At 71.7% G+C, this 23,179-nt stretch carries 20 protein-coding genes; 9 read left to right on the top strand and 11 right to left on the bottom strand.

What is annotated here, in order from left to right; genetic code table 11:
• Window positions 1-221: 221 nt before the first annotated feature.
• Window positions 222-1,301: a chitinase gene (locus G3I78_RS10590; RefSeq protein WP_164422770.1), complete on the top strand. Its 1,080-nt coding sequence runs from the start codon at window positions 222-224 to the stop codon at window positions 1,299-1,301.
• Between the two features lie 79 nt (window positions 1,302-1,380).
• Here G3I78_RS10590 and G3I78_RS10585 read toward each other — a convergent pair whose 3' ends face one another.
• A complete protein-coding gene (locus G3I78_RS10585; RefSeq protein WP_239157719.1) occupies window positions 1,381-2,667 on the bottom strand; it encodes an MFS transporter in 1,287 nt (428 codons plus the stop codon).
• A 169-nt stretch (window positions 2,668-2,836) separates the two neighbouring features.
• Here G3I78_RS10585 and G3I78_RS10580 point away from each other — a divergent pair, with 169 nt between their 5' ends.
• Both G3I78_RS10580 and G3I78_RS10575 read left to right on the top strand, forming a co-directional pair.
• Window positions 2,837-4,891 carry a phospholipase C, phosphocholine-specific gene (locus tag G3I78_RS10580; RefSeq protein ID WP_164422766.1) on the top strand — a complete coding sequence of 685 codons (2,055 nt, stop codon included), beginning with the start codon at window positions 2,837-2,839 and terminating at the stop codon, window positions 4,889-4,891.
• A 62-nt stretch (window positions 4,892-4,953) separates the two neighbouring features.
• Complete coding sequence (locus G3I78_RS10575; RefSeq protein WP_164422764.1) at window positions 4,954-5,856, top strand: phospholipid scramblase-related protein; 903 nt, start codon at window positions 4,954-4,956, stop codon at window positions 5,854-5,856.
• A 6-nt stretch (window positions 5,857-5,862) separates the two neighbouring features.
• On the opposite strand, the gene G3I78_RS10570 is transcribed toward G3I78_RS10575, so the two are convergent.
• Complete coding sequence (locus G3I78_RS10570) at window positions 5,863-6,810, bottom strand: hypothetical protein (RefSeq protein ID WP_164422761.1); 948 nt, start codon at window positions 6,808-6,810, stop codon at window positions 5,863-5,865.
• The gene (locus G3I78_RS10565) at window positions 6,807-7,616 is read right to left on the bottom strand and encodes a phosphatase PAP2 family protein (RefSeq protein ID WP_164422759.1); all 810 of its coding nucleotides are present in this window, start codon (window positions 7,614-7,616) and stop codon (window positions 6,807-6,809) included. Before G3I78_RS10565 ends, G3I78_RS10570 begins: the two co-directional genes overlap by 4 nt.
• A gap of 229 nt (window positions 7,617-7,845) precedes the next feature.
• Between G3I78_RS10565 and G3I78_RS10560 the strand changes: the two genes are divergently transcribed.
• Window positions 7,846-8,460 carry a TetR/AcrR family transcriptional regulator gene (locus G3I78_RS10560; RefSeq protein ID WP_164422757.1) on the top strand — a complete coding sequence of 205 codons (615 nt, stop codon included), beginning with the start codon at window positions 7,846-7,848 and terminating at the stop codon, window positions 8,458-8,460.
• Between the two features lie 135 nt (window positions 8,461-8,595).
• On the opposite strand, the gene G3I78_RS10555 is transcribed toward G3I78_RS10560, so the two are convergent.
• From G3I78_RS10555 to G3I78_RS10545, 3 genes are all read right to left on the bottom strand, one after another.
• On the bottom strand, window positions 8,596-9,624 hold the full coding sequence (locus G3I78_RS10555) for a DUF2510 domain-containing protein (protein ID WP_164422755.1): 1,029 nt from the start codon (window positions 9,622-9,624) through the stop codon (window positions 8,596-8,598).
• A gap of 89 nt (window positions 9,625-9,713) precedes the next feature.
• Window positions 9,714-10,868 carry an anhydro-N-acetylmuramic acid kinase gene (locus tag G3I78_RS10550; RefSeq protein WP_164422753.1) on the bottom strand — a complete coding sequence of 385 codons (1,155 nt, stop codon included), beginning with the start codon at window positions 10,866-10,868 and terminating at the stop codon, window positions 9,714-9,716.
• A gap of 4 nt (window positions 10,869-10,872) precedes the next feature.
• Window positions 10,873-12,081 carry an MFS transporter gene (locus tag G3I78_RS10545; RefSeq protein WP_343243707.1) on the bottom strand — a complete coding sequence of 403 codons (1,209 nt, stop codon included), beginning with the start codon at window positions 12,079-12,081 and terminating at the stop codon, window positions 10,873-10,875.
• A 255-nt stretch (window positions 12,082-12,336) separates the two neighbouring features.
• Here G3I78_RS10545 and G3I78_RS10540 point away from each other — a divergent pair, with 255 nt between their 5' ends.
• The 5 genes from G3I78_RS10540 to G3I78_RS10520 all read left to right on the top strand — a co-directional run bounded on the left by G3I78_RS10540 (window position 12,337) and on the right by G3I78_RS10520 (window position 18,486).
• Window positions 12,337-15,012 (top strand): tetratricopeptide repeat protein, encoded by a 2,676-nt coding sequence (locus G3I78_RS10540; protein WP_164422749.1) that lies wholly within the window; start codon window positions 12,337-12,339, stop codon window positions 15,010-15,012.
• A 167-nt stretch (window positions 15,013-15,179) separates the two neighbouring features.
• On the top strand, window positions 15,180-15,704 hold the full coding sequence (locus G3I78_RS10535) for a toxin-antitoxin system HicB family antitoxin (RefSeq protein WP_164422747.1): 525 nt from the start codon (window positions 15,180-15,182) through the stop codon (window positions 15,702-15,704).
• Window positions 15,705-15,790: 86 nt separating this feature from the next.
• Entirely contained in the window at window positions 15,791-16,633 is an 843-nt protein-coding gene (locus G3I78_RS10530) for a DUF4097 family beta strand repeat-containing protein (RefSeq protein WP_164422745.1), read from the top strand.
• Window positions 16,634-16,729: 96 nt separating this feature from the next.
• Window positions 16,730-17,704: an ATP-binding cassette domain-containing protein gene (locus G3I78_RS10525; RefSeq protein WP_164422743.1), complete on the top strand. Its 975-nt coding sequence runs from the start codon at window positions 16,730-16,732 to the stop codon at window positions 17,702-17,704.
• Window positions 17,701-18,486 (top strand): ABC transporter permease, encoded by a 786-nt coding sequence (locus G3I78_RS10520; protein WP_164422741.1) that lies wholly within the window; start codon window positions 17,701-17,703, stop codon window positions 18,484-18,486. Before G3I78_RS10525 ends, G3I78_RS10520 begins: the two co-directional genes overlap by 4 nt.
• Here G3I78_RS10520 and G3I78_RS10515 read toward each other — a convergent pair.
• From G3I78_RS10515 to pcaH, 5 genes are all read right to left on the bottom strand, one after another.
• A complete protein-coding gene (locus G3I78_RS10515) occupies window positions 18,467-19,273 on the bottom strand; it encodes an SDR family NAD(P)-dependent oxidoreductase (protein WP_164422739.1) in 807 nt (268 codons plus the stop codon). The two genes, G3I78_RS10520 and G3I78_RS10515, sit on opposite strands and share 20 nt — an antisense overlap.
• A gap of 64 nt (window positions 19,274-19,337) precedes the next feature.
• Entirely contained in the window at window positions 19,338-20,453 is a 1,116-nt protein-coding gene (pcaD, locus tag G3I78_RS10510) for a 3-oxoadipate enol-lactonase (RefSeq protein ID WP_164422737.1), read from the bottom strand.
• Window positions 20,450-21,781: a 3-carboxy-cis,cis-muconate cycloisomerase gene (gene pcaB / locus G3I78_RS10505; RefSeq protein ID WP_164422735.1), complete on the bottom strand. Its 1,332-nt coding sequence runs from the start codon at window positions 21,779-21,781 to the stop codon at window positions 20,450-20,452. The genes pcaD and pcaB overlap by 4 nt, the downstream gene beginning before the upstream one ends.
• On the bottom strand, window positions 21,778-22,383 hold the full coding sequence (gene pcaG, locus G3I78_RS10500) for a protocatechuate 3,4-dioxygenase subunit alpha (protein WP_164422733.1): 606 nt from the start codon (window positions 22,381-22,383) through the stop codon (window positions 21,778-21,780). Before pcaG ends, pcaB begins: the two co-directional genes overlap by 4 nt.
• 6 nt (window positions 22,384-22,389) lie before the next feature.
• The gene (gene pcaH, locus G3I78_RS10495) at window positions 22,390-23,163 is read right to left on the bottom strand and encodes a protocatechuate 3,4-dioxygenase subunit beta (RefSeq protein WP_164422731.1); all 774 of its coding nucleotides are present in this window, start codon (window positions 23,161-23,163) and stop codon (window positions 22,390-22,392) included.
• Between the last annotated feature and the right edge of the window lie 16 nt (window positions 23,164-23,179).

Here is a 23,179-nt window from a genome sequence, read left to right as displayed (position 1 = left end):
CGTCTGTCTGCTGTGGTGGCATCGTCTGGGCGGTCGCGGGGGCGCGGCAACACCTCTTCCGCCACACGGAAGGGAACGCCGGACGGCTGGTCGCGACGGGCTCGGCAAGCTAACTGTAAAGAACCTTGACAGTTAGCTGGTCTAGTCCAATTATGGTCCCCGTTCCTCCGCAGTACCGTCCTTCCGCTGTCCCCGCATGCCCTTTCCCCATGGGAGCGTCAGTGAGACGACTTCGCACACTGCTGTCCTGTCTGAGCGTCAGCGCCCTGTCCGCAGGGCTCGTCGGAATCGGGGGAGGGAGCGCGCTCGCGGCGCCGCACTCGCCCCCCTCCTCGGTTGTTTCGGGCTTCGGCCGGCCCCTGCCGGCCCAGGTGGCCGCGCCCTACTTCGAGACGTGGACCGGAGAGAGCCCGGCCGCGCTGGCCGCCGCCTCCGGCAACAAGTACCTGACCCTGGCCTTCCTTCAGACGGCCGCTCCGGGCTCGTGCACCGCCTACTGGAACGGCGCCACCGACCAGCCGATCTCGCGGTCGACCCTCGGCCGTGACATCGCCGCCATCCAGGCACGCGGCGGCGATGTCATCCCGTCCTTCGGAGGCTGGTCCGCGGACACCACCGGCACCGAACTGGCGGACAGCTGCACCAGCGTCGACGCCATCGCCGGGGTCTTCAGGAGCCTGGTCACCACGTACGGCATCAGCCGCATCGACCTCGACGTCGAGGGCGACTCGATCGACAACGCGGCCGGCATCGACCGCCGCAACAAGGCCATCGCCCAGGTGCAGCGCTGGGCCCAACGCACCGGCCGCACCGTGCAGTTCTCCTACACCCTGCCGACCTCCACGAAGGGCCTGGAGGCCAACGGCCTCGCGGTGCTGAGGAACGCGGTCGACAACGGCGCCCGCGTGGACGTCGTCAACCTGATGACCTTCGACTACTACGACGGCGCCACGCACGACATGGCGGCCGACACCAGGACGGCCGCCGAGGGGCTGCACGCCCAACTCGCCGCCCTGTACCCGAAGAAGAGCTCCGCGAAGCTCTGGAGCATGATCGGCGTCATCGAGATGCCCGGCATCGACGACTACGGCCCCGAGGAGACCTTCACCGTCCAGAACGCGGTGTCGGTGGAGAAGTGGGCCGAGGCCCGGCGGATCAACACCCTCTCCTTCTGGGCCCTCCAGCGCGACAACGGCGGCTGCCCCGGCACCGGCGGCTCCGACTCCTGCTCCGGGATCGCCCAGGGCACCTGGGCCTTCAGCCATGTCTTCGAGCGGTTCACGAGCAGGGGGCATCGATAGCACGGTGCGGTGGGCACCGACGGCCACGACCGGAGTGCGGTCGGCGAGGGGTCCGGCGGCACCGGCCGGCCCGTGCCCCTCACCGCCGCAGCTCCGTGTGCGCGGTCTCCGGCAGCCGCAGATACACCAGCGAGGACCCCAGGCACAGGACGGCGACGTACCAGGGGAAGAAGCCGGCGTGCCCCAACTCCTTGAAGAGCGTGCCCACATACGGCGCCGTGCCGCCGAACAGCGCGACCGTCAGGGAGTAGGGGAAGCCGATCCCGGCCGCCCGCACCCGTGGCGGGAACAACTCTGCGTTGACCGCGGCGCTGATCGACGTGAACCCGGTCAGCAGCACCATGCCCGCGCACTGCACGAGCAGCAGCACCGCGAAGGAGTCGCGCAGGGAGTGCAGCAGGGGCACGCTCAGCAGGGCGAAGCCCAGGCCGAAGAAGAGGAGTAGGGGGCGGCGGCCGAAGCGGTCCGACAGCAGCCCGCCGAGCGGCTGGAGCAGACCGAAGAAGGCGAGCGAGATCGTGCCCGCGAGCAGCGCGTCCGACTTGTCGACGCCCGCGTTGAGTTCGGCGTACGTCGGCAGGTACGACGTCCACGTGTAGTACGCGATGGTGCCGCCCATGGTGATCCCGCAGATCAGCAGGGACGCGCGGGGATGGCGGCGCAGCGCGTCCAACAGGCCAGGACGCGGCGCCCGTTGCTCCTCCTCGCTCCGGGTCTCGTGCGCGCCCCGCCGGATCCAGAACCCGACCAGCGACAGCACGGCCCCGAGCACGAACGGCACCCGCCAGCCCCAGTCGTCCATCCGCCCCTCGCTCAGGGTGTCCACCAGCACCGTGGCGATCCCGGACGCGACGAGCTGCCCCGCGGTCGTCGACACGTACTGGAAGCTGGAGAACAGCCCGCGCCTGCCGGGCCCCGCGGACTCCACCAGGAAGGTCGTCGAGGCGGCGAACTCCCCGCCCACGGACAGGCCCTGGAGCAGCCGTGCGAGCACCAGCACGACCGGGGAGAGGACGCCGACCGCACCGTACGTCGGTGTCAGTCCGACCAGCAGACTGCTCCCGCCCATCAGCAGGATGGTGACCGTCAGGGCGGCGCGTCGCCCGTGCCGGTCCGCGACCGCCCCCATCAGCAGCCCGCCGACCGGCCGCATGAAGAAGCCCACCGCGAACACCGCGAAGGTCGACAGGAGCGGCACCAGCGAGTTGTCCGCGCCCTTGGGGAAGACCGCGGCGGCGATGTAGGTGGCCAGGAACGTGTACGCGTACCAGTCGTACCACTCCACCGCGTTGCCCACGGACGCGGCGAGGAGCTGGCGTACGGGCCGTTTCGTGGGGAGGGACCGTGCGGCCTCGGTATCTGTCATGATCGCGACCATCCCCGCTCCCGAGTCCCGCACACCTCCCGTACCCGCGACTTTCACATCAGCGCCACCGGACCCTTCCCTGACGTTTGTTGCGCTTGGAACACTCGCTGCGCGCACCTTCCGTCATATTCCGGCCATCGATGCGCAGGATTGAGAGGTCCCCTCACTCATGTCCGACGTCAACCGGCGCAGATTCCTCCAGCTCGCGGGCGCCACCACGGCCTTCAGTGCCCTGTCGAACAGCATCCAGCGGGCTGCCGCACTCCCGGCCCACCACCGCACGGGGACGATCGAGGACGTCGAGCACGTCGTCGTCCTGATGCAGGAGAACCGGTCCTTCGACCACTACTTCGGCTCGCTCAGGGGCGTCCGCGGCTTCGGCGACCCGCGCCCGGTGACCCTGGACAACGGAAAGTCCGTGTGGCACCAGGCGGACAAGAACGGCGAGGACATCCTGCCCTTCCGGCCCGAGGCGAACGACCTGGGCATGCAGTTCATCCAGGACCTCCCGCACGGCTGGAACGACGGACACGCCGCCTTCAACGCGGGCAAGTACGACAAATGGGTCCCGAACAAGGGGTCCACGACGATGGCGTACCTGACCCGCGAGGACATCCCCTTCCACTACGCCCTCGCGGACTCGTTCACCATCTGCGACGCCTACCACTGCTCGTTCATCGGCTCCACCGACCCGAACCGCTACTACATGTGGACGGGCTACACGGGCAACGACGGCCAGGGCGGCGGCCCGGTCCTCGGCAACGACGAGGTCGGCTACGGCTGGACCACCTACCCCGAGCGCCTGGAGAAGGCCGGCGTCTCCTGGAAGATCTACCAGGACGTCGGCGACGGCCTCGACGCGAACGGCTCCTGGGGCTGGATCCCGGACGCCTACCGGGGCAACTACGGCGACAACTCGCTGCTCTACTTCAACCAGTACCGCAACGCCAAGCCCGGCGACCCGCTCTACGACAAGGCCCGCACCGGCACCGACTACACCAAGGGCGAGGGCTACTTCGACCAGCTCAAGGCCGACGTGAAGGCCGGGAAGCTGCCGCAGGTCTCCTGGATCGTTGCCCCCGAGGCCTTCACCGAGCACCCCAACTGGCCCGCGAACTACGGCGCCTGGTACGTCGCCCAGGTCCTGGACGCGCTCACCTCTGACCCGAAGGTCTGGGCGAAGACGGCCGTGTTCATCACGTACGACGAGAACGACGGCTTCTTCGACCACGTGGTCCCCGCGTACCCGGCGGGCTCGGCCGCGCAGGGCAAGTCCACGGTCGACCCCGCGCTCGACCTGTACAAGGGCGACAGCAGCCACCCGGCCGGCCCCTACGGACTCGGCCAGCGTGTGCCCATGCTCGTCGTCTCGCCCTGGAGCAAGGGCGGTTACGTCTGCTCCGAGACGCTCGACCACACCTCGATCATCCGGTTCCTGGAGCACCGCTTCGGCGTCCACGAGCCGAACATCTCGCCCTGGCGGCGCGCGGTCTGCGGCGACCTGACCTCCGCCTTCGACTTCTCCCGCAAGGACACCAAGCCGGTCGGCCTGCCGGACACCGACGGCTACGAGCCGCCGGACCGCGACCGCCACCCCGACTACGTGCCGGTCCCGCCCGCGGTCGGCGCCCTGCCGAAGCAGGAGCGCGGTGTGCGCCCGGCCCGGCCGCTCAAGTACGCCCCGCACGTGGACGGTTCGGTCGACGCGAAGAACGGCAGGTTCACGCTCGCCTTCGCCTCCGGCGCCAAGGCCGGTGCCGCCTTCCTGGTGACCTCCGGCAACCGCACGGACGGGCCCTGGAGTTACACCACCGAGGCCGGCAAGTCCGTCTCGGACACCTGGAACTCGGCGTACTCGAAGGGGTCGTACGACCTCACCGTGCACGGACCCAACGGCTTCCTGCGCTCCTTCAAGGGCTCGAACAAGGCCGCCGGGCCCGAGGTCACCGCCCGCCACCACGGTGACGACGTCGAGCTGACCTTCACCAACAAGGGCTCAGGCTCGGTCCGTCTGAAGGTCGCCAGTGGTTACGGCGACCCGGCGCGGACCTTCACCGTGCGGCCCGGCACCACCGTCCGGCACACCTTCGGGCTCGCCCGGAGCAAGCGCTGGTACGACCTCACGGTCACCTCCGGCACCGACGCGGCCTTTGTGCGACGGTTCGCCGGACATGTCGAGAACGGTTGCGACGGGGTGAGCGACCCCGCCGTAATCACCAGGTAAAGCCGCCCGGGAGCCGCCGTCCAGGTGGCCGGATCGCGTAGGTCCCGGGGTACTGTGCCCCGGTGACCACGCATTCGAACACACCTGCAGGCTGGTATCCCGATCCGCACGGAGCGCCCCAGACGCTCCGGTACTGGGACGGTGCGCAGTGGACCCAGCACACCCACCCGGACCAGCAGCAGGCGGCGGGGCAGGGCCAGGCACAGGCCGCCGTCAAGGCCCCGCCCGTTCAGCAGGCCCCGCCGGTTCAGGCCCCGCCCGTCCAGCAGCCGCCGCACATGCCCCAGCAGGCGGCGGCGCCGGACGCGCGCGTGCAGCGCCAGGTGCAGCAGCAGGCCGGGGTCACGCCCAACAACGCGGGCGGCGGCACCCTGTTCACCGAGCCGGTGCTGGTGGTGAACCAGAAGGCCAAGCTGATCGAGGTGACCAACGAGTACAAGGTCATGGACCAGAACGGCAACCAGCTCGGCTCCGTCACCCAGGTCGGGCAGAGCGCGCTGAAGAAGGTCCTGCGCTTCGTCTCCAGCCTCGACCAGTACATGACCCACAAGCTGGAGATCCGGGACGCCTACGGCCAGCCGGTGCTCCTGCTGACCCGGCCCGCGAAGTTCCTCAAGTCGCGGGTGATCGTGGAGCGTCCGGACGGGTCGCAGGTCGGCGAGATCGTCCAGCAGAACGTCATCGGGAAGATCAATTTCGCGATGAACGTGAACGGCCAGCAGGTCGGCGCCATCAAGGCCGAGAACTGGCGGGCGTGGAACTTCGCGATCGTCGACCACGCGGAGAACGAGGTCGCCCGGATCACGAAGACGTGGGAGGGGCTGGCCAAGACCATGTTCACCACCGCGGACAACTACGTGCTGCAGATCCACTACCAGCTGCCCGAGCCGCTGTTGAGCCTGGTCGTCGCTACCGCGCTGACCGTGGACACCGCGCTGAAGCAGGACGCCCGCGGGTTCGGGTGACCGCCCCTACAGCGGTGTGAGGTGCCCCGGTTCCGAAGGCCGGGGCACGACCATGTCCCGCAGCGCCGCCTCCACGGAAGCGGTCGACGGCTCCAGGGCCAGCACCGCGGCCACCGGATGCTCCTCGTCCACCGGGACCGGAGCCGTCCGGGTCAGCAGCACCACACCCCACGCCGCCACGCCCGCCCCCGCCAGTGCGAGGAGCACGCCCGCCGCGCCGCCGCGCAGGCCCTCGCCCAGCAGGGAGAGGCCGATCACCGCGGCGGCCGTCGGGTTGGCCAGCGTCACCACCGCGAGCGGGGCGCCCAGGCCGTCGCGGTAGGCGGTCTGGGAGAGCAGCAGCCCGCCCGCCGCGAAGGCCGCGACGAGCAGCGCCACCCCGATCACCTGGACGCTGAGCAGCGACTCGGAACGGTCGGTCGCGGCCACCGTCACGGTCTGGGTGAGCGCGGAGGCCACCCCCGAGGCGATCCCGGACGCCGACGCGTGCCGTATGCCGGGCCGGGCACCGGGGCGGGCCAGCAGCCCGATGAGGGCCGCCGTCACCCCCGCCACCGCCACGGCCTCGGACGTGCTCAGCACCTTCCCCGGCGCGGACCCCGACGCCACGACCAGGATCGCGGCGAGGCCCGCCAGCGTGTAGGCCGTGCCCCGCCACTCCGTCGCGGTGACCCGGCGTCCCGCGATCCGCGCGCCCAGCGGCACCGCGGCGACGAGAGTGAGGGCGCCGAGCGGCTGGACCACGGTCAGGGGGCCGTACTTGAGGGCCACGACGTGCAGCAGCGCGGCCGACGCGTTGAGCGCGACCGACCACCACCAGGCACCCGAGCCGAGCATCCGCAGCGCACCGGAACCCGGGTTGCGGGAGGCGAGCCGCTCCTGGGCGACGGCGGCGGCCGCGTAGGCGACGGAGGAGAGCAGGGACAGGGCCACGGCGATCAGGGTGGCGTTCATCGGCCCGCTCCGACCAGGACGTTCTCCTCGGCCTCGGCGCCGGCCGGCGCGAGGCGTTCCTGCGCCCGGCCCGCCGTGGTCGCCGTCCGCCGCGGCGCGTGGATCACCGCGAGGGCGATGCCCAGCAGGGCCGTCGCGACGATCGCGTCCATCCAGTAGTGGTTCGCGGTACCGACGATCACCGTCAGGGTCACCAGCGGGTGCAGCAGCCACAGCCAGCGCCAGCGGGAGCGGGTCGCCACGATCAGGCCGATCGCCACCATCAACGCCCACCCGAAGTGCAGCGAGGGCATCGCGGCGAACTGGTTGGAGAGGGTGTCGGTCTGCGGCGGGCCGTACACGGAGGGGCCGTAGACCTTCGCGGTGTCGACCAGACCGGCCGCCGCGAGCATCCGCGGCGGGGCCAGCGGGAAGAACAGGTGGAGCACCAGGGCGGCACCGGTGACGGTGGCGAGGACGCGGCGGGCCCACACGTAGTGCGCGGGGCGCTTCAGGTAGAGCCAGACCAGGAAGGCGATCGTGGCCGGGAAGTGGACCGTGGCGTAGTAGGTGTTCGCGAGGTGCACGAGGGTGTCGCCGTGCAGCAGCAGCGACTGCACCGAGCCCTCGTCCGGGAGGTGCAGGGCGCGTTCCCAGTCCCATACGCGGTCGGCGTTGCGGAAGGCCTCGGCGGTGTGCCCCGTGGCCAGTTGCCGGCCGAACTTGTAGACGAGGAAGAGCCCTACGACGAGCAGGAGCTCACGGACGAGCGGCGGCCTCGCTATTGCGCGCGGCCCCGCTTCTGAAGGCTCGGTGCGGGCATTCATCCCCCGGCCCTTTCGCTGACGGTGGTGCAGGTGCTGAGAACTGGACACGGTTATGACCCGTCCGGCTCCCGAAACTCATCGATACTGAATCGTACCGATACGCCAGTGTACCGATACGGTCGGGTACCGGTACACTGGCGTATCGATAGACATACGACACACTGGAATCCGGGAATGAAACGCGCGGTCCGCGGCAGCGGGCCGGCCCGGCCAGGGAGGAGACGAGCAGATGACGTCGCAGGCCGCGGACGGACCGGAGACGGTCGCCGCCTCGCGCCGCTCCAAGATCACGCCCGAGCGTGAGCAGGAGTTCTTCGACGCCGTGCTCGAACAGATCCGTGAGTGCGGATACGAATCCGTGACCATGGAAGGCGTCGCCGCCAGCACCCGGTGCAGCAAGTCCACGCTCTACCGGCAGTGGAAGACCAAGCCCCAGTTCGTGGTCGCCGCCCTGCGCTCCCGCCGCCGCTCGAAGTTCGACGGCATCGACACCGGATCGCTCGCCGAGGACCTGCGCGAGGTCGCCCGGGCCGCGGGCCGCTGGTCGATGCACGACACCAAGCTGCTCCAGGCCCTGGGCCATGCCGTCACCCAGGACGCGGAGCTCGCGCAGGCCCTGCGCGAGGCACTGGTCGAGCCGGAGATCGCCGCGCTGAGGCACATCCTCCAGCGTGGGGTCGAGCGCGGCGAGGTCGCCCCCGGACACCCGGCGCTGGAATACATCCCGGCCCAGATGTTCGGCGTCATCCGCGCCCGTCCCGTGGTGGACGGCGAGTACGCCGACCCCGACTACCTGGTCTGCTTCGTGGAGGCCGCCGTGCTGCCGACACTCGGCCTGACCTGAGAGCCGGGCCGCCGTCCACGGGATGACTGGACGGTGTCCCGATCGCGCCGCACCGTGGGGACGGGGGCGGCGCGCACCCCCCGGCCGGGTGGGGTTCCTCTTGAGCGGAGAGGCGCCCCACCCGGCCGACCGGTGTCAGGCGCTCTTGCCGTTGCCGCCGCCCGTCGACACCTGGATGCCCTTGGTGATCTCGTCGATCACGGCCTGGCCCTCCTCGACGTCGACGCCGAAGCGCACCACCACGATCTGCTGCGTGTTCGCCGGCGAGGGGAAGGCCAGCGACTCGACATAGCCGTCGGAGCCCTTGCTGGTCACCGCCTTCCAGCGGACCAGATAGCCCTTCTGCCCGGCCACGGTCACGGCCTTGGACGCGATGACGTCGTGCGAGGTGATCGAGCCGTAGGTCTTGCCGCCGTACGACTGCTCGGCGTTCGCCGAGATGTCCGCCTTGGCGACCTGCTCGGCCGTGCTGCCGTCGGCGCCGAGCGCCAGGGCGGGCGCCGAGTAGGCACCGCCCTTCGTGCACGTCTGGGAGGTGTCGCCGGGGCAGTCGTAGGAGTCGTTCGACGTGACCGAGGCGCCGACCTGTATCGCCTGGCCGTACCAGTCCTTCGGGATGGGCAGGCTGATCCCGGAGACCGAGTCGGAGACCGAACCGCTCTCGATCTTCGGCGCCTCGGACGTGCGGGGGGAGGGGGACTGGCCCCCGGAACCACCGGAGCCGCCCGAGCCGCCGGAACCACCGTTGCCGCCGAAGGGGCCGCCCTGGCCGTTCTGGCCGCCGGTCCCGCCCTGCCCGCCGTTCTGTCCGCCGTTCTGCCCGGGCCCCTGCGAGTCGGCGGCGCTGTTCCCGCCGCCGTTGTCGGCCAGCGCGTACACGCCCATGCCGATGCTCGCGAGGACCACGACCGCCGCCGCCACGGCTATGCCTATTCGGCCACCGCGCGGAGCGGCCGGCGGCTGCTCGGGATACGCCGGGTAGGCCGGGTGGGCCGGGGGCGCACCGAGGCTCGCGACCTGTTCTGGCGGGCCCCATGCGGCGGCCGATCCGGCGGGCCGGGTCCCCTCCGTCCACGCCTTGCCGTCCCACCAGCGCTCGGTGGCGGGACCGTCACTTGTCTGTCCGGGGTCGGGGTACCACCCGGGGGGAGTCGCCTGCGTCATGGCCCCACCGTATGAGGCCTCGGTGAAAGAGGGATGAGAGGGGCGTCGGCCGGATGTGGCCGGATCGGTCCGCGACGGCCTCTCCCGGGTCACTCCAGCACGAGCCGCACCGGCCGCTCCCGCACCGGCGGCGGCAGCCGCAGACCGTCCTGGCCAGGCGTGATGGACCCCAGCACACGCGCGTGCCGGGCCCCCGTGCTCACCGGATCGGTGCCGGGCAGTCCGTGCGCGGTCAGGAAGCCCAGGACCGCGAAGGCGTACGACTCCTTCGCCGCCGAAGGGAGCCCGAGGGCGTCGGAGGTGCGCAGCGCGACCCCCGTCAGCAGCTCGCCCAGGGTCCGCATCAGCACCGGGTTGCGGGTGCCGCCGCCCGACGCGATCACCTCCGTGGCCCCGGCCGCCCGCACCGCGTCGGCGACCGTGCGGGCCGTGAGGAAGGTCAGCGTGGCCACCACGTCCTCGGCGGGCAGGGTGCCGAGACCGGCCAGCGCCGCTCGGAGATGGCCGAGGTGGAACAGCTCCTTGCCGGTCGTCTTCGGCGCGGGCAGCGCGTAGTACGGCTCCGCGAGCAGCCGTTCCAGCAACGGCCGGTGGACCTCGCCGCGCGCGGCCAGGGCGCCCTCCGCGTCGTAGCCGAGCCGCCCGCCGCTGAACCCGCGGGCCGCCGCGTCGATCAGCGCGCACCCCGGTCCGGTGTCGAAGGCGGTCCCGTCGGGGGCGGTGAGGTTGGCGATGCCGCCGAGGTTCAGGGCGACGGGGGTGCCCGGCCGGCCGCGCAGCCACATCAGGTCGACCAGGCTCACCAGCGGCGCGCCCTGACCGCCCGCGGCGATGTCACGCGGCCGGAAGTCGGCGACGACGGGCAGCCCGGTCGCCTCGGCGATCCACGCCGGCTGCCCGAGCTGAAGCGTGCCGTGCACCCGGCCGCCCTCTGCCCAGTGGTAGACCGTCTGCCCGTGCGAGGCCACCAACTCGGCCCGCGAGGAGCACAGTTCACGGTCCGCCCGGACAGCCGTCGCCGCGAAGGCCCGCCCGATCCGGGTGTCCAGTTGGCACACCTCGGCCAGCGGGACCTTCCCCGGCGGCAGCGCCGCCGCGAGGGCCTCGCGCAGCTCGACGTCGTACGCCTCGCTCACCATGCCCAGCGGTCTCAGGACGAGCCGGTCGCCGTCCAGGCGCAGGTCGGCCGCCGCCGCGTCGATGGCGTCGTACGACGTGCCCGACATCAGGCCGATCACCCGCATGCGGTCAACTCGCCTTCCTCGAAGGGGCCCTGGCCAGGGCGAGCAGGCTCACCGCGCAGGTCGCCGCCGCGTAGTACGCCGGGACGTCCACGTTCCCGGTCCGCTCGACCGTCTTGGTGATGATGAGCCCGGCGCAGCCCGAGAACACGGCATTCGACAGGGCGTAGGCGAGTCCCAGGCCGGTGTAGCGGACGTTCGTCGGGAACAGCTCCGCCAGCATCGCCGGGCCGGGGCCCGCCATCAGCCCCACCACCGCACCCGCGCCGAACACCGCCACGCCCTTCGCCGCGTCCGAAGTCCCGCCGTCCTGAAGGAGATTGAGCAGCGGCACCGCCAACGCCACCACGAGCACCGCGCCCGTCGCCATCACCGGCCGCCGTCCGACCCGGTCGCTGAGCAGTCCCGCCGGCAGGATCGTGGCGGCGAAACCGAGGTTGGCGAGGACGGTCGCGATCAACGCCTGCTGGAACGTGGCGTTCAGGGTGCTCTGGAGATACGACGGCAGCACGACCAGGAAGGTGTATCCGGCCGCCGCCCAGCCCATGATCCGCCCCGCGCCGAGCGCGATGGCCCCGGCCACCGCACGGGCCGGCGGCCGCACTTCCTCCCGCCGGGCCCGGAACTCCGGTGTCTCGTCGAGCCGCAGGCGCAGCCACAGCGCCCCGAGCCCCAGCGGAAGCGTCAGCAGGAACGGCACCCGCCAGCCCCAGCTGCCCAGTTGATCCTCCGTCAGCGACGTGGCGAGCAGCGCCGCGGTCCCCGCCCCGGCCAGCAGTCCCAGCGCGACGGTGAACGACTGCCACGCCCCGTACAGTCCGCGCCGGCCCGGCGGGGCGGACTCCGTCATCACCGACACCGCGCCGCCGAACTCCCCGCCCGCGGACAGCCCCTGAAGGACCCTCAGAAACGTCAGCAGCCACGGGGCGAGCGCGCCCACCTGCGCGTACGTCGGCAGCGCGCCGATCAGTGTCGTCGCCGCGGTCATCAGCACGATCACCAGGATCAGCACCGGACGCCGGCCGACCCGGTCGCCGAGCCGCCCGAACAGGGCCGCGCCGACGGGCCGGAAGAAGAAGGCCAGCGCGAAGGAGGCGTACGTCTTCACCAGCGCCTCGACCTCGCTCCCGCCCTCCGGGGTGAAGAACCGTGCGGCGATGATCGTCGCGAAGTAGCCGTAGACGCCGAACTCGTACCACTCGATGAAGTTGCCCACCGAACCGGCGACCAGCGCCCGGCGCGAGCGGAGCCCGTCTCGATCTCGGAGAATCGCTGCCTCCAGGCTGTTCGGTGCGGATAACTGACTGTCAGTCAAGTTTGCCGACGGCTGATCACGGGCAGGGCGCGTCGCCTCTCCGTACCCGAGGTCACCCGTCAAGGCAACAGCTACCCCGACCGGCCTCCGCATCCGCACCCGGACGGCTACGCTCGAGATCTGTACGTCGATCGGGCGACTTGGGGAGGTAGCGGGATGACGGAGGTACGGCCCACTGCGGCCGCCCCGACCTCGCTGTGGGAGCGTGCCGAGGAAGTCGCCGCCATCGAGCGGGCGGTCGACGCCCTCCAGGCGGACAGCGCGTGCTCGGGCAGTCTGCTGGTGGTGCGGGGAGAGGCGGGCTTCGGCAAGACCGCCCTGCTGGCCGAGACCCGCCGGATCGCCGAGGCCCGCAGGTGCACGGTCTGGTCGGCCCGAGGAGGCGAGACCCTCAGGTCCGTCCCCTTCAACGTCGTACGACAACTGCTCCAGCCCGCCCTTCTGTCCCTGATGCCGGAGGAGGCCCGCGAGTACCTCGGCGACTGGTACGACATCGCGGGTCCCGCCCTCGGCATCGCGGAGCCGGGGGAGCGTCAGGCCGACCCGCAGGGCGTGTGCGACGGCCTGGTCGCCGCGGTGCGCCGGCTGGCCCGCCGGGACTGGCCGCTGGTGCTGCTGATCGACGACGCCCACTGGGCCGACCAGGAGACCCTGCGCTGGCTCGCCGCCTTCACCGAGCGCCTCGACGACCTGTCCGTGCTGGTCGTCGTCGCCCGCCGCCCCGGCGAGGCCACCGACGAGAGCGCCCGCCTCCTGGACACGGTGGCCGCCGCCGCGGGCAGCCCCCTGGCCAACCTGCGCGAACTCACCCCGGCGGCCACCGCCGGCCTCACCCGCGCCACCCTGGGCGACCACGCCGACGCCGCGTTCTGCCGCGAGGTGTGGGCGGTCACCGCGGGCAACCCCTACGAGAGCGTCGAACTCCTCGCCAAGGTCCAGGACAGCGGGATCGAGCCCACCGAGGGCTCGGCGAGCGAGCTGCGCGAGCTGAACCGCTCGGCGCGCGGCACCGGCCTCGCCACCCGCCTCGAGGAACTCGGCGTGGACGCCACCAGGTTCGCCTGGGCGGCCGCCATCCTCGGCTCCGACATCTCCGTCGGCCTGGTCGCCCGGCTCGCCACCCTGAAGCCGGACAAGGCGACGCACTGCGCCGACCTGCTGAGCAACGCCCGCATCCTCACCGGAGTCGCCACCCGGGAGACGGACGACGAGCTGGAGTTCGTCCACCCGCTGATCGCCACCGCCGTCTACGACTCCATCCCCGACGCCCTGCGCACCGCCATGCACGGCATCGCCGCCCAACTCGTCACCGACTCCGGGCTCGGCGCCGCGGCCGCCTCCCGGCACCTTCTCAAGGTCCACCCCGACGAAGACCGCGAACTCGTCGAGCAGCTGCGCGAGGCCGCCCGCGAACACCTCCTGGTCGGCGCCCCCGACGCGGCCCGCCGCTGCCTGGAGCGCGCCCTGCTGGAACCCCCGGCACCCGAGGTCCACGCGAGCGTGCTCTTCGAACTCGGCTGCGCCACCCTCCTGACCGCCCCCGCCACGACCGTCGGCCACCTCCAGTCCGCGCTCGCCATGCCGGGCCTCGAAGGGCACGCCCGGGTCGACGCCGTCTTCCGCCTCTCCCAGGCGCTGCTGCACAACAACCAGCTCGACGAGGCCGTCCGCACGGTCGAGACGGAAGCCGCCCTGTACGACGAAGGGCCCGCGAAACTCCGCCTCCAGGCCGTCCAGTGCATGTGGGAGAGCCTGCACGCGGGCGAGTCCGCCATCCCGGGCCGCTCGGAGCGCCTCGCCGAACTGGCGAGGACCTGCACCGGCCGGGACAACTCCGAGCGCGCCCTGCTCATGCTGCGCGGCTTCGACGCCATGACCCGCGGCGAGAGCGCCGAGGAGGTCGTCGAGCTGTGCGACCGCTCCCTCGTCAACGGCCGTCTCGCGCCCGGACTCGGCTGGACCGACACCGAGTGGGGCCTCGAACTGCTCCTGATGCTGGCCAACGCCTACGCCTTCACGGACCGGCTCGACCGCGCTGACGCCCTCTACACCGAGGCCCTGCGCACCTACGAGTCGGCCGGCTGGAGCGGCGGCCACCTCGCCCTGGCCCACGCCTACGTCGGGGTCGGGCACCGCAGGCGCGGGCGGCTGAGGGAGGCCGAGACCTCCCTGCGCGAGTCTCTCAGGCTCGCCGAGCGGGTGGGCCGCGGGCTGCCGCTGTACTGGTCGGCCACCTGCAACCTCGTCGACACGCTGCTCGCGCGCGGGCATGTCGACGAAGCCTGGTCGATCGCCGACCAGTACGCCTTCGCCCCGCCCTACCCGTCCACCATCGTGCTGCCCGATCCGCGGTCCGTGCGCGGTCGGCTCCTGCTCGCCGTGGGCCGGACCCAGGAGGGGATCAACGAACTGGACGCGGCGGAGAAGGCGGCCGCGGTACGGGGTCACCACAATCCGGTCCTGGTGCCCTGGGCCGTCGACCTCGCCCGAGCCCTCGCCGTCGAGGACCCGGTGCGCGCGGCCCAGCTCGCCACCGATGTCCGCCGGCACGCCGAGCGGCTGGGCACCGACACCGCGATCGGCGAGGCGCTGCGGTGCGCGGCGGCCCTGGAGACCGGGCAGCGCGCGGTACGGCTGGCCGCGCAGGCGGTGGCCTATCTGGAGGCGTCGCCGTGCCAGTACGAGCACGCGGCGGCCCGGGTGGAGTACGGCATCCTCGCGCGGTCGGTGGCCGAGCTGAACCGCGGTCTCGCGCTGGCGCGTTCGTGCGGGGCGGACGGGCTGGTGGCGCAGGCTCGGGAGGTGCTGGACACGGGGCGTGGGTTGCGGTGATGCGGTGTGGTGCCACGGGGTGCCACTTGGTGTCACGTGGCTTCGTGTGACGCCAGATGGCATGGGACCGTGCCCGATGGTGCCGGTGGTGCCATGAAGGTGCACCCTGGTGCCATGTGATGCCATAAGGCTTGCGCATGGCATCACAGTGGTGCCATGATGACGTCATGGACCTCACCCCGTATGTCGACACCCTCCGCCGCGAACTGGCGGTGGCCGCCGAGGCCGGAGGTGACGAAGCCCGTGAGCTGGCCGAGCGGCTCACCGCTCCTCTGGAGTCGGCGACCCGGCTGACCATGCTCAACGTGCTCTCCGCCGCCATGGATGAGATCACCCGTGAACTCGCCCCCGGCTCGGTCGATGTACGGCTGCGCGGGCTCGACCCCGACTTCGTGGTGACCCTGCCGCCCACCGACAGCGGTGCCGTCATGGAGCCGGCCGAACCCGACGACGCGGCCCCCGCTCCCGCCCCGGCTCCGGTCGACGGCGACGAGGACGCCATCACCCGCATCAACCTTCGGCTGCCCGCACAGCTCAAGGCCCGCGCCGAGGAGGCCGCGAACCGCGAGGGTCTGTCAGTCAACGCGTGGCTCGTGCGTGCCGTGTCGGCCGCGGTCGACGGCGGCTCGCAGCCCCGCAGAACGGAGAAGGTCCGCAGCGTCGGACAGAGCTTCACGGGCTGGGTGCGCTAGCCGAACCGGCCCCGAGGAAAAGGCACTTCACTCCACCACGTCCCACCAGCGGGGACGCCCCGAGGACCCATGAGGACGGTACAGCCATGCCTTCTTTCGACACTCCCGAAGCGATTTCGGTCACCGCCCACGTGGGCGCCGGATCCCTCCGGATCGCCGCGAGCGACCGCCTCGACACCGTCGTCGAGGTACGGCCCGGCAGCCCGAAGCGGGACAGGGACGTACGAGCCGCCGAGCAGACCGAGGTGACCTTCGCGAACGGCGTCCTGACCGTCAGGACCAAGGAGCGCCGCGTGATCGGCCCCTCCGGCACCGTCGACGTCGCCGTCGAACTGCCCACGGGCTCCCGCGTCGACGTGACCGGCTCCTGGACCCAGGTGCTCGGCGAGGGCCGGCTCGGCGAGGTCCGGGTGAAGACCTCGGGCGGCGATGTCCGCCTCGACACGACCGGGCCGCTCAAGCTGACGTCCTCCCACGGCTCGACCATCGTCGACCGCGTCGAGGGCACCGCCGAGATCACCATCAGCACCGGCAGCCTGCGCGTCGGCCTCATCGACGGCTCCGCCGTACTGAAGAACGCGCAGGGCACCACGACCGTCGGCGCGGTGACCGGGGACCTGCGGGTGAGCGGCGCCCACGGCGACATCGACATCGCCCGCGCCGACAGCTCGGTCACCGCCACCACCGCGGCCGGCGCCCTCAGGATCGCCGAAGTCGCCTCCGGCACAGTGCAGTTGGAGACGTCCTACGGCGCCATCGACATCGGCGTCCGCGAGGGCACCGCCGCCTGGCTCGACGTCCGCTCCGAGCGCGGAGTCGTCCACAACACGCTCGCCTCCGCCGACGCCCCGGCGGAGACCGAGGACACCGTCAAGGTCCGCGCCCGGACCCGCTGGGGCAACATCGACGTGCGCCGCGCCCGGATCTGAACGCCGGCACGGCCCGACGTCCCCGCACCGCACGCCACTTCATCCTTCAACTTCCTTCAATATCCTTCAACGGAGGTCCACATGCCTTCATCTGTCATGCCCACATCCAAAACGGACGAGTCTGCCGCCATCTCCGCCGTTGGGTTGCGTAAGTCCTTCGGTGACAAGACCGTTCTGGGCGGTGTCGACATCCGTGTCCCGTCGGGTTCGGTGTTCGCGTTGCTGGGGCCGAACGGTGCGGGCAAGACGACCGCGGTGAAGATCCTGTCCACGCTGGTCTCCGCTGACGGGGGTGAGGCCCGGGTGGGCGGGCACGACCTGACGGTCGCCCCGCAGGCGGTGCGATCGGTGATCGGGGTGACGGGTCAGTTCTCCGCGGTGGACGGGCTGATCACGGGTGAGGAGAACATGCTGCTGATGGCCGACCTGCACCGCCTGCCCCGGTCGCAGGGGCGGCGGGTGGTGGCCGAGTTGCTGGAGCGGTTCGATCTGACGGCGGCGGCGGGCAAGCCCGCCTCGGCCTACTCCGGGGGCATGAAGCGGCGCCTGGACATCGCGATGACCCTGGTGGGTGATCCGCGGATCATCTTCCTGGACGAGCCGACCACCGGTCTTGACCCGCGTTCGCGGCACACGATGTGGCAGATCATCCGGGAGTTGGTGACCGGCGGGGTCACGGTGCTGCTGACCACGCAGTACCTGGAGGAGGCCGACGAACTCGCCGACCGGATCGCGGTCCTGCACCAGGGCAGGATCGCCGCCGAGGGCACCGCCGAGCAGCTCAAGCGGCTGGTCCCCGGCGGGCATCTGCGCCTGCGCTTCACCGACCCGGATGCCTACCGCACCGCGGCCGGTGCGCTGGGCGAGGCGTCCCGCGACGACGAGGCTCTGGTGTTGCGGCTGCCCAGCGATGGCAGCCAGCGCGAACTGCGGGCTCTGTTGGACTGGCTGGACGCGGCCGGGGTCGAGGCCGACGAACTGACTGTGCACACCCCGGACTTGGACGACGTGTTCTTCGCCCTGACCGACAGCACCGACAGCACCGACCCCCTGAAGGAGACGGTCCGATGAGTTCCCTGTCCCTCGCCCTCCGTGACTCGTCCACGATGCTGCGGCGCAACCTGCTGCACGCCCGCCGCTACCCTTCCCTCACCCTGAACCTGCTGCTGACGCCGGTCATGTTGTTGCTGCTGTTCGTCTACGTCTTCGGTGACACCATGAGCGCGGGCATCGGCGGCGGTGACCGTTCCGACTACATCGCCTACCTCGTCCCGGGCCTGCTCCTGATGACCATCGGCAGCACCACCATCGGCACGGCCGTGTCGGTGTCGACGGACATGAGCGAGGGCATCATGGCCCGCTTCCGCACGATGGCCATCCACCGCGGCTCGGTGCTCGTGGGGCACGTCATCGGCAGCGTGCTCCAGTCGGTGGCGAGTGTGGTCCTGGTCGGGGCGGTCGGGGTGGCCATCGGTTTCCGTTCCACCGGCGCCTCGCTCCTGGAGTGGCTGGCGGCCTTCGGACTGCTGGTCCTGTTCGCCACCGCGCTCACCTGGATCGCCGTCGGCATGGGCCTGGTCAGCCCGAACGCCGAGGCGGCCAGCAACAACGCGATGCCGCTGATCTTCCTGCCGCTGGTCTCCAGCGCGTTCGTCCCGGTCGACGCGATGCCGGGCTGGTTCCAGCCGGTCGCCGAGTACCAGCCCTTCACCCCGGCCATCGAAACCCTCCGCGGCCTCCTCCTGGGCACCGGGATCGGCCACAACGGCTGGCTCGCCGTCGCCTGGTGCCTGGCCCTGACCGCGCTCGGCTACCGCTGGGCGACCACCAAGTTCAACACCGACCCGAAGTAGGGCCGAGCAACTGGTCGGTGACGACCGCCAGACGCTTCTGGACCTGCCTGTCGTACGTCCGCTCGTGCGCCCGCGCCGGACGCGTCCCGTCGAAGTAGCCGCCCGTGCCCAGCTCTTGGGTGGCGAGCGCCAGGACGCCCGGTGCGCCGTCCGCGACCGAGGACAGGGGAGCCATTCCACCCTCGCGGACCATGGCCGTGTCCATGAAGGTCGCCGGGTGCAGGACGTTCACCGCGACTCCGGTGTCCGCCAACTCCTCGGCGAGCGCGAAGGTATGGGCCGCCAGGGCGAACTTGCTGCGGCAGTACGCGGCGAAGCCCGCATAGCCCCGCAGGAACTCCGGGTCGTCGAAGTCGACGGGCTCCTGGCCGACCGACCCCACGTTGACGATCCGGGAGCGCGAGTGCGCCCGGAGCACGGGCAGCAGGGCCCGGGTCAGCACCACCGGCGCCAAGTAGTTGACCGCCAGCCGCAGTTCATGACCGTCGGCGCTCACCTCCCGACCCGAATCGGGCGAACCGGCCCCCGCCCCCGCGTTGTTGACCAGCACGTCGAGTCGGGGACGGGCCTCGGCCACCTCGGCACCCAACCGGCGCACCTGGGCCAGGTCGGCCAGATCGGCGACGAAGGCCTCCGCGTCGCCCTCGGACCGTAGCTCCGCCACCAGCCGCTCGGTGCGACCGCGGTCCCGGCCGTGGGCGAGGACCAGGTGTCCTGAGCGGACCAGTTCGAAGGCGACGTACCGGCCGAGACCCGAGGTGGCGCCGGTGATCAGAATCGTGGACATGCCCCCACCGTAGGCGCGCGGTGGGGGCATGTGCGTGGTACGCCTGGGGTTACGACCGCCAGGGTCAGTCTTCTTCCGCCAGCACCCGCTGGGCGGTGGCGAACGCCGAGTTCGCGGCCGGCACCCCGCAGTACACGGCCGTCTGGAGCAGTACGGCTCCGATCTCCTCGGGCGTGAGCCCGTTGCGCCGCGCCGCCCGTACATGCATGGCCAGCTCGTCGTAGTGGCCGTGCGCGACCAGTGCCGTCAGGGTGATCATGCTGCGCTCGCGGCGGCTGAGCGTCGGGTCGGTCCAGATCTCGCCCCACGCGTAGCGCGAGATGAAGTCCTGGAAGCGCGCGGTGAACGGCGTCTGCCGGGCCTGTGCCCGGTCCACGTGGGTGTCCCCGAGCACCTCGCGCCGCACCTCCATACCCCGCCGGGCACCGCCGCCGAGATGGGCCCGCAGCGTGGTGAGCACGGCCTCCGGGCACTGAGCGGGCGCCAGGTGCGAGGCGCCGGGAAGCTCGACGAGCGTGGCGCGCGGCACCGCGTCGGCGATCTCCCGCAGATGGGGCGGCGGGGTCGCCGGGTCCTGTCGGCCGGCCACGAGGAGGGTCGGCGCGGAGATCTCGGCCAGCCGGTCCCGCAGATCGAAGGCGCTCAGGGCGTCACAGCAGGCCGCGTACGCCCCGGGGTCCGCCTCGGCCTGGTCCCGGAGGAGTTCCGGCACGCTGAAGTCACCGGCGAACCAACGGGAGTTCGCGCTCTCCAGCAGCCACTCCAGCCCCTCCCCGCGGACCCGTTCGGCCCGCTCCTCCCACGGCTTGCTGCCGTTGAAGTGCGCCGAGGAGCAGAGCACCGCCAGCGATGCGACCCGCTCCGGGTGGTGCACGGCCAGATGCAGCCCCACCGCACCGCCCAGCGACACCCCGGCATACGCGAACCGCTCGATGCCGAGCGAGTCGGCCAGGGCCAGCACCAGGTCGGCGAGGTCGCCGACGGTGGCACCGGGTCCGATCAGGTCGGCCGCCGAACCGCCGTGCCCGGGCAGGTCCCAGCGCACCACCCGGTGGGTGACGGACAGCTCGGGCGCCACCTTGTCCCACAGCGCGTACGAGGTCCCGAGGGACGGCCCGAGCAGCAGCGGGGGAGCGGAGGCGGCGCCCTCGGTGCGGTGGTTGAGGAGTTTCTCGGTCAACGTCGCTCCAGGGCGCGGTCGGTGAGGGTTCCGGCGGAGCCGGTGAAGCGGGCGGGGTCGGTCAGTTCGTCGAGGTCGACGCCCTTCAACTCGGGCTCCCGGGCGAGGAGTTCACCGAGCGGGAGCCCTTCGTCGTATGTCCGCCTCGCGAGGTCGGTGAGCAGCTCCTTGGCGCGGGCCCGCCCGAGGACGGGCGCCAGCTCCACCGAGAGGCGCTCCGAGACGATCAACCCGTGGGTGAGATCGAGGTGTTCGCGCATGACCTCGGGGTGGACCCGTAGCCCCTCGGTCAGTTCGGCGGTGTCCCGGGCGGCCCCGCCGCGCGGGCGCAGCAGATCCCTGAGCGGCTCCCACTCGGCGTGCCAGGCCCCGGCGGGCCGTTCGTCCTCGGCGGCGAGCGAGCCGTACAGCGTGGCCGCGAGCTGCGGAGCGCGCCGGGCGGCGGCCGAAATCAGGGTCGACCGTACCGGATTCGCCTTGTGCGGCATGGCCGAGGACCCGCCCCCGCTGCCCTCCGCGACCTCGGCGATCTCGGTGCGGCCGAGCACCAGCACATCGGCGGCGATCTTGCCCAGCGCGCCCACGGTGAAGGCGAGGCATCCGGCGAGGTCGGCGATCGGGGTGCGCAGGGTGTGCCAGGGCAGAAGCGGTGCCTGAAGCCCGAGTTCGGCGGCGAAGGCCTCCGTGAGGGCCCGGACGTCCTCGGTGCCGTACGCCGTGAAGGCGGCCAATGTCCCTGCCGCGCCGCCGAGTTGGGCGGGCAGGGAGTCCCGTACGGCGGTGGTCCTGTCCCGTGCGTCGAGCACCAGGGACCGCCAGCCGGCCGCCTTCAGCCCGAACGTCGTCGGTACGGCGTGCTGGGTGAGCGTCCGGCCCGGCATCGCGGTGTCGCGGTGCTCGGCGGCCAGCCGGGCGAGGGCCCGCTCGGTGCGGTCGAGGTCGGCCAGGCGCGGGCCGAGGGCGCGGGCCGCCACCAGCATCGTCGCCGTGTCCTGGATGTCCTGGCTGGTGGCACCCCGGTGCACGTACGGGCCGTACTCCTCGCCGACCGCCTTCGTGAGATCGGCTACCAGGGGGATGACCGGGTTGCCGCCCGCCCGTGCACGGTCGGCGAGGGACCGTACGTCGAAACGGCTCGCGTCGGCCGCCGCCGTGACCGCCTCGGCCGCCTCGGCGGGGACCGGCCCGAGCGCGGCCTGCGCCCGGGTCAGTGCGGCCTCCGCGTCCAGCAGCGCCTGGAGGTAGGCGCCGTCGGAGGTCGCTGAGGCGGCGGGGGAGCCTGCCCACCCGGGGGCGAGCAGGCCGGTGTCCGGATCGGGAGAAGTCACTGGAACTCCAGGAAGACCGTCTCGCCTTCGCCCTGAAGGCGGATGTCGAAACGGTAAGTGCCATCGCCCTGCCGGCGCGCGATCAGCGTGTCGCGCCGCTCCGCCGGCACCCGGGACAGCAGCGGGTCGGCGGCGAGGGCGGCCTCGTCTTCCGGCAGGTAGATCCGGGTGTACAGATGCACCAGCAGCCCGCGCGCGAAGACGCACACACTGAGGTACGGCGCGCTCTGGCCGCGTGCGCCCGGACGCAGTGTCCGTGCGGACCAGTGGCCGTTGGCGTCGGTCTGTATCCGGCCCCAGCCGGTGAACTCCACGCCGTTGCGCCCGAGATAGCCGCCGCTCGCCGGGTCGCGCCGGATCGAGCCGTCGACCTGCGGGACGTTGCCGTCCGGGTCGGCGCCCCACAGCTCCACGAACGCGTCCGGCAGCGGGGTGCCCTCGCCGTCGTGGACGTAGCCCTGGAGGGTGAGGGTGTCCGGGTGGCCGACGGGCGCGATGTCGCCGCCGCCGGGGAAGGGCAGGGCGTGGCCGTAGAAGGGGCCGACCGTGTGCGACGGGGTCGGCAGCACGGTCTCCGGGCGGCTGGTGTCGATCTTCGTCATGGCTGGTCAGCGCCCTTCTTCGATCCAGGTGGCCTGCGGTCCGTCGAGCACGATGTCCCAGTGGTAGCCCATCGAGAACTCCGGTACGGACAGACCGTGGTCGTAGGTGGCGACCAGCCGCTGCCGGGCCGCGTCGTCCGTCACCGACTGGATGATCGGGTCGTAGGGGAACAGCGGGTCGCTCGGGAAGTACATCTGCGTCACCAGTCGCTGGGTGAACGCCGTGCCGAAGAGCGAGAAGTGGATGTGGGCCGGCCGCCAGGCGTTGACGTGCTGGCGCCACGGGTACGGGCCCGGCTGGACGGTGGTGAAGCGGTAGAAGCCGCTGTCGTCGGTGAGCGTGCGGCCCACTCCGGTGAAGTTCGGGTCCAGCGGGGCGTCGTGCTGCTCGCGCTGATGGGCGTAGCGGCCGGCCGAGTTGGCCTGCCAGATCTCCACCAGCTGTCCGCGCAGCGGCCGGCCGTCCCGGTCGAGGAGGCGCCCCTCGACGGTGATCCGCTCACCGATCGGCTCCCCGGTGTGCTGCCGGGTCAGGTCGTTGTCGATGTCCGTGATGTCCCGCTCGCCGAAGGCCGGCGAGTGCAGCTCCACCAGTTCCGGGTCCTTGGACACGTCGATGGTGATCGGCGGCTGTTTCGGATGCCGCAGCACTGAGGAGCGGTAGGGCGCGTAGTCCCGGCGGGGCTGGTGCTCCACGGGTGCCCCGTCGGCGAGCCGCTTCTCGTAGGCGGCGTGCTCGGCGGCGATTTCCTGGTCGATGTCGTGCTGGGTGAGAGTCATGACGATTCCTGCGTTT

Origin of the sequence: Streptomyces sp. SID13726 (assembly GCF_010548375.1) — a bacterium.
In the GTDB taxonomy this organism is placed as follows: domain Bacteria; phylum Actinomycetota; class Actinomycetes; order Streptomycetales; family Streptomycetaceae; genus Streptomyces.
Note: the sequence above shows the minus strand (reverse complement) of the source record. Positions and strands in the feature narration are given on the sequence as shown.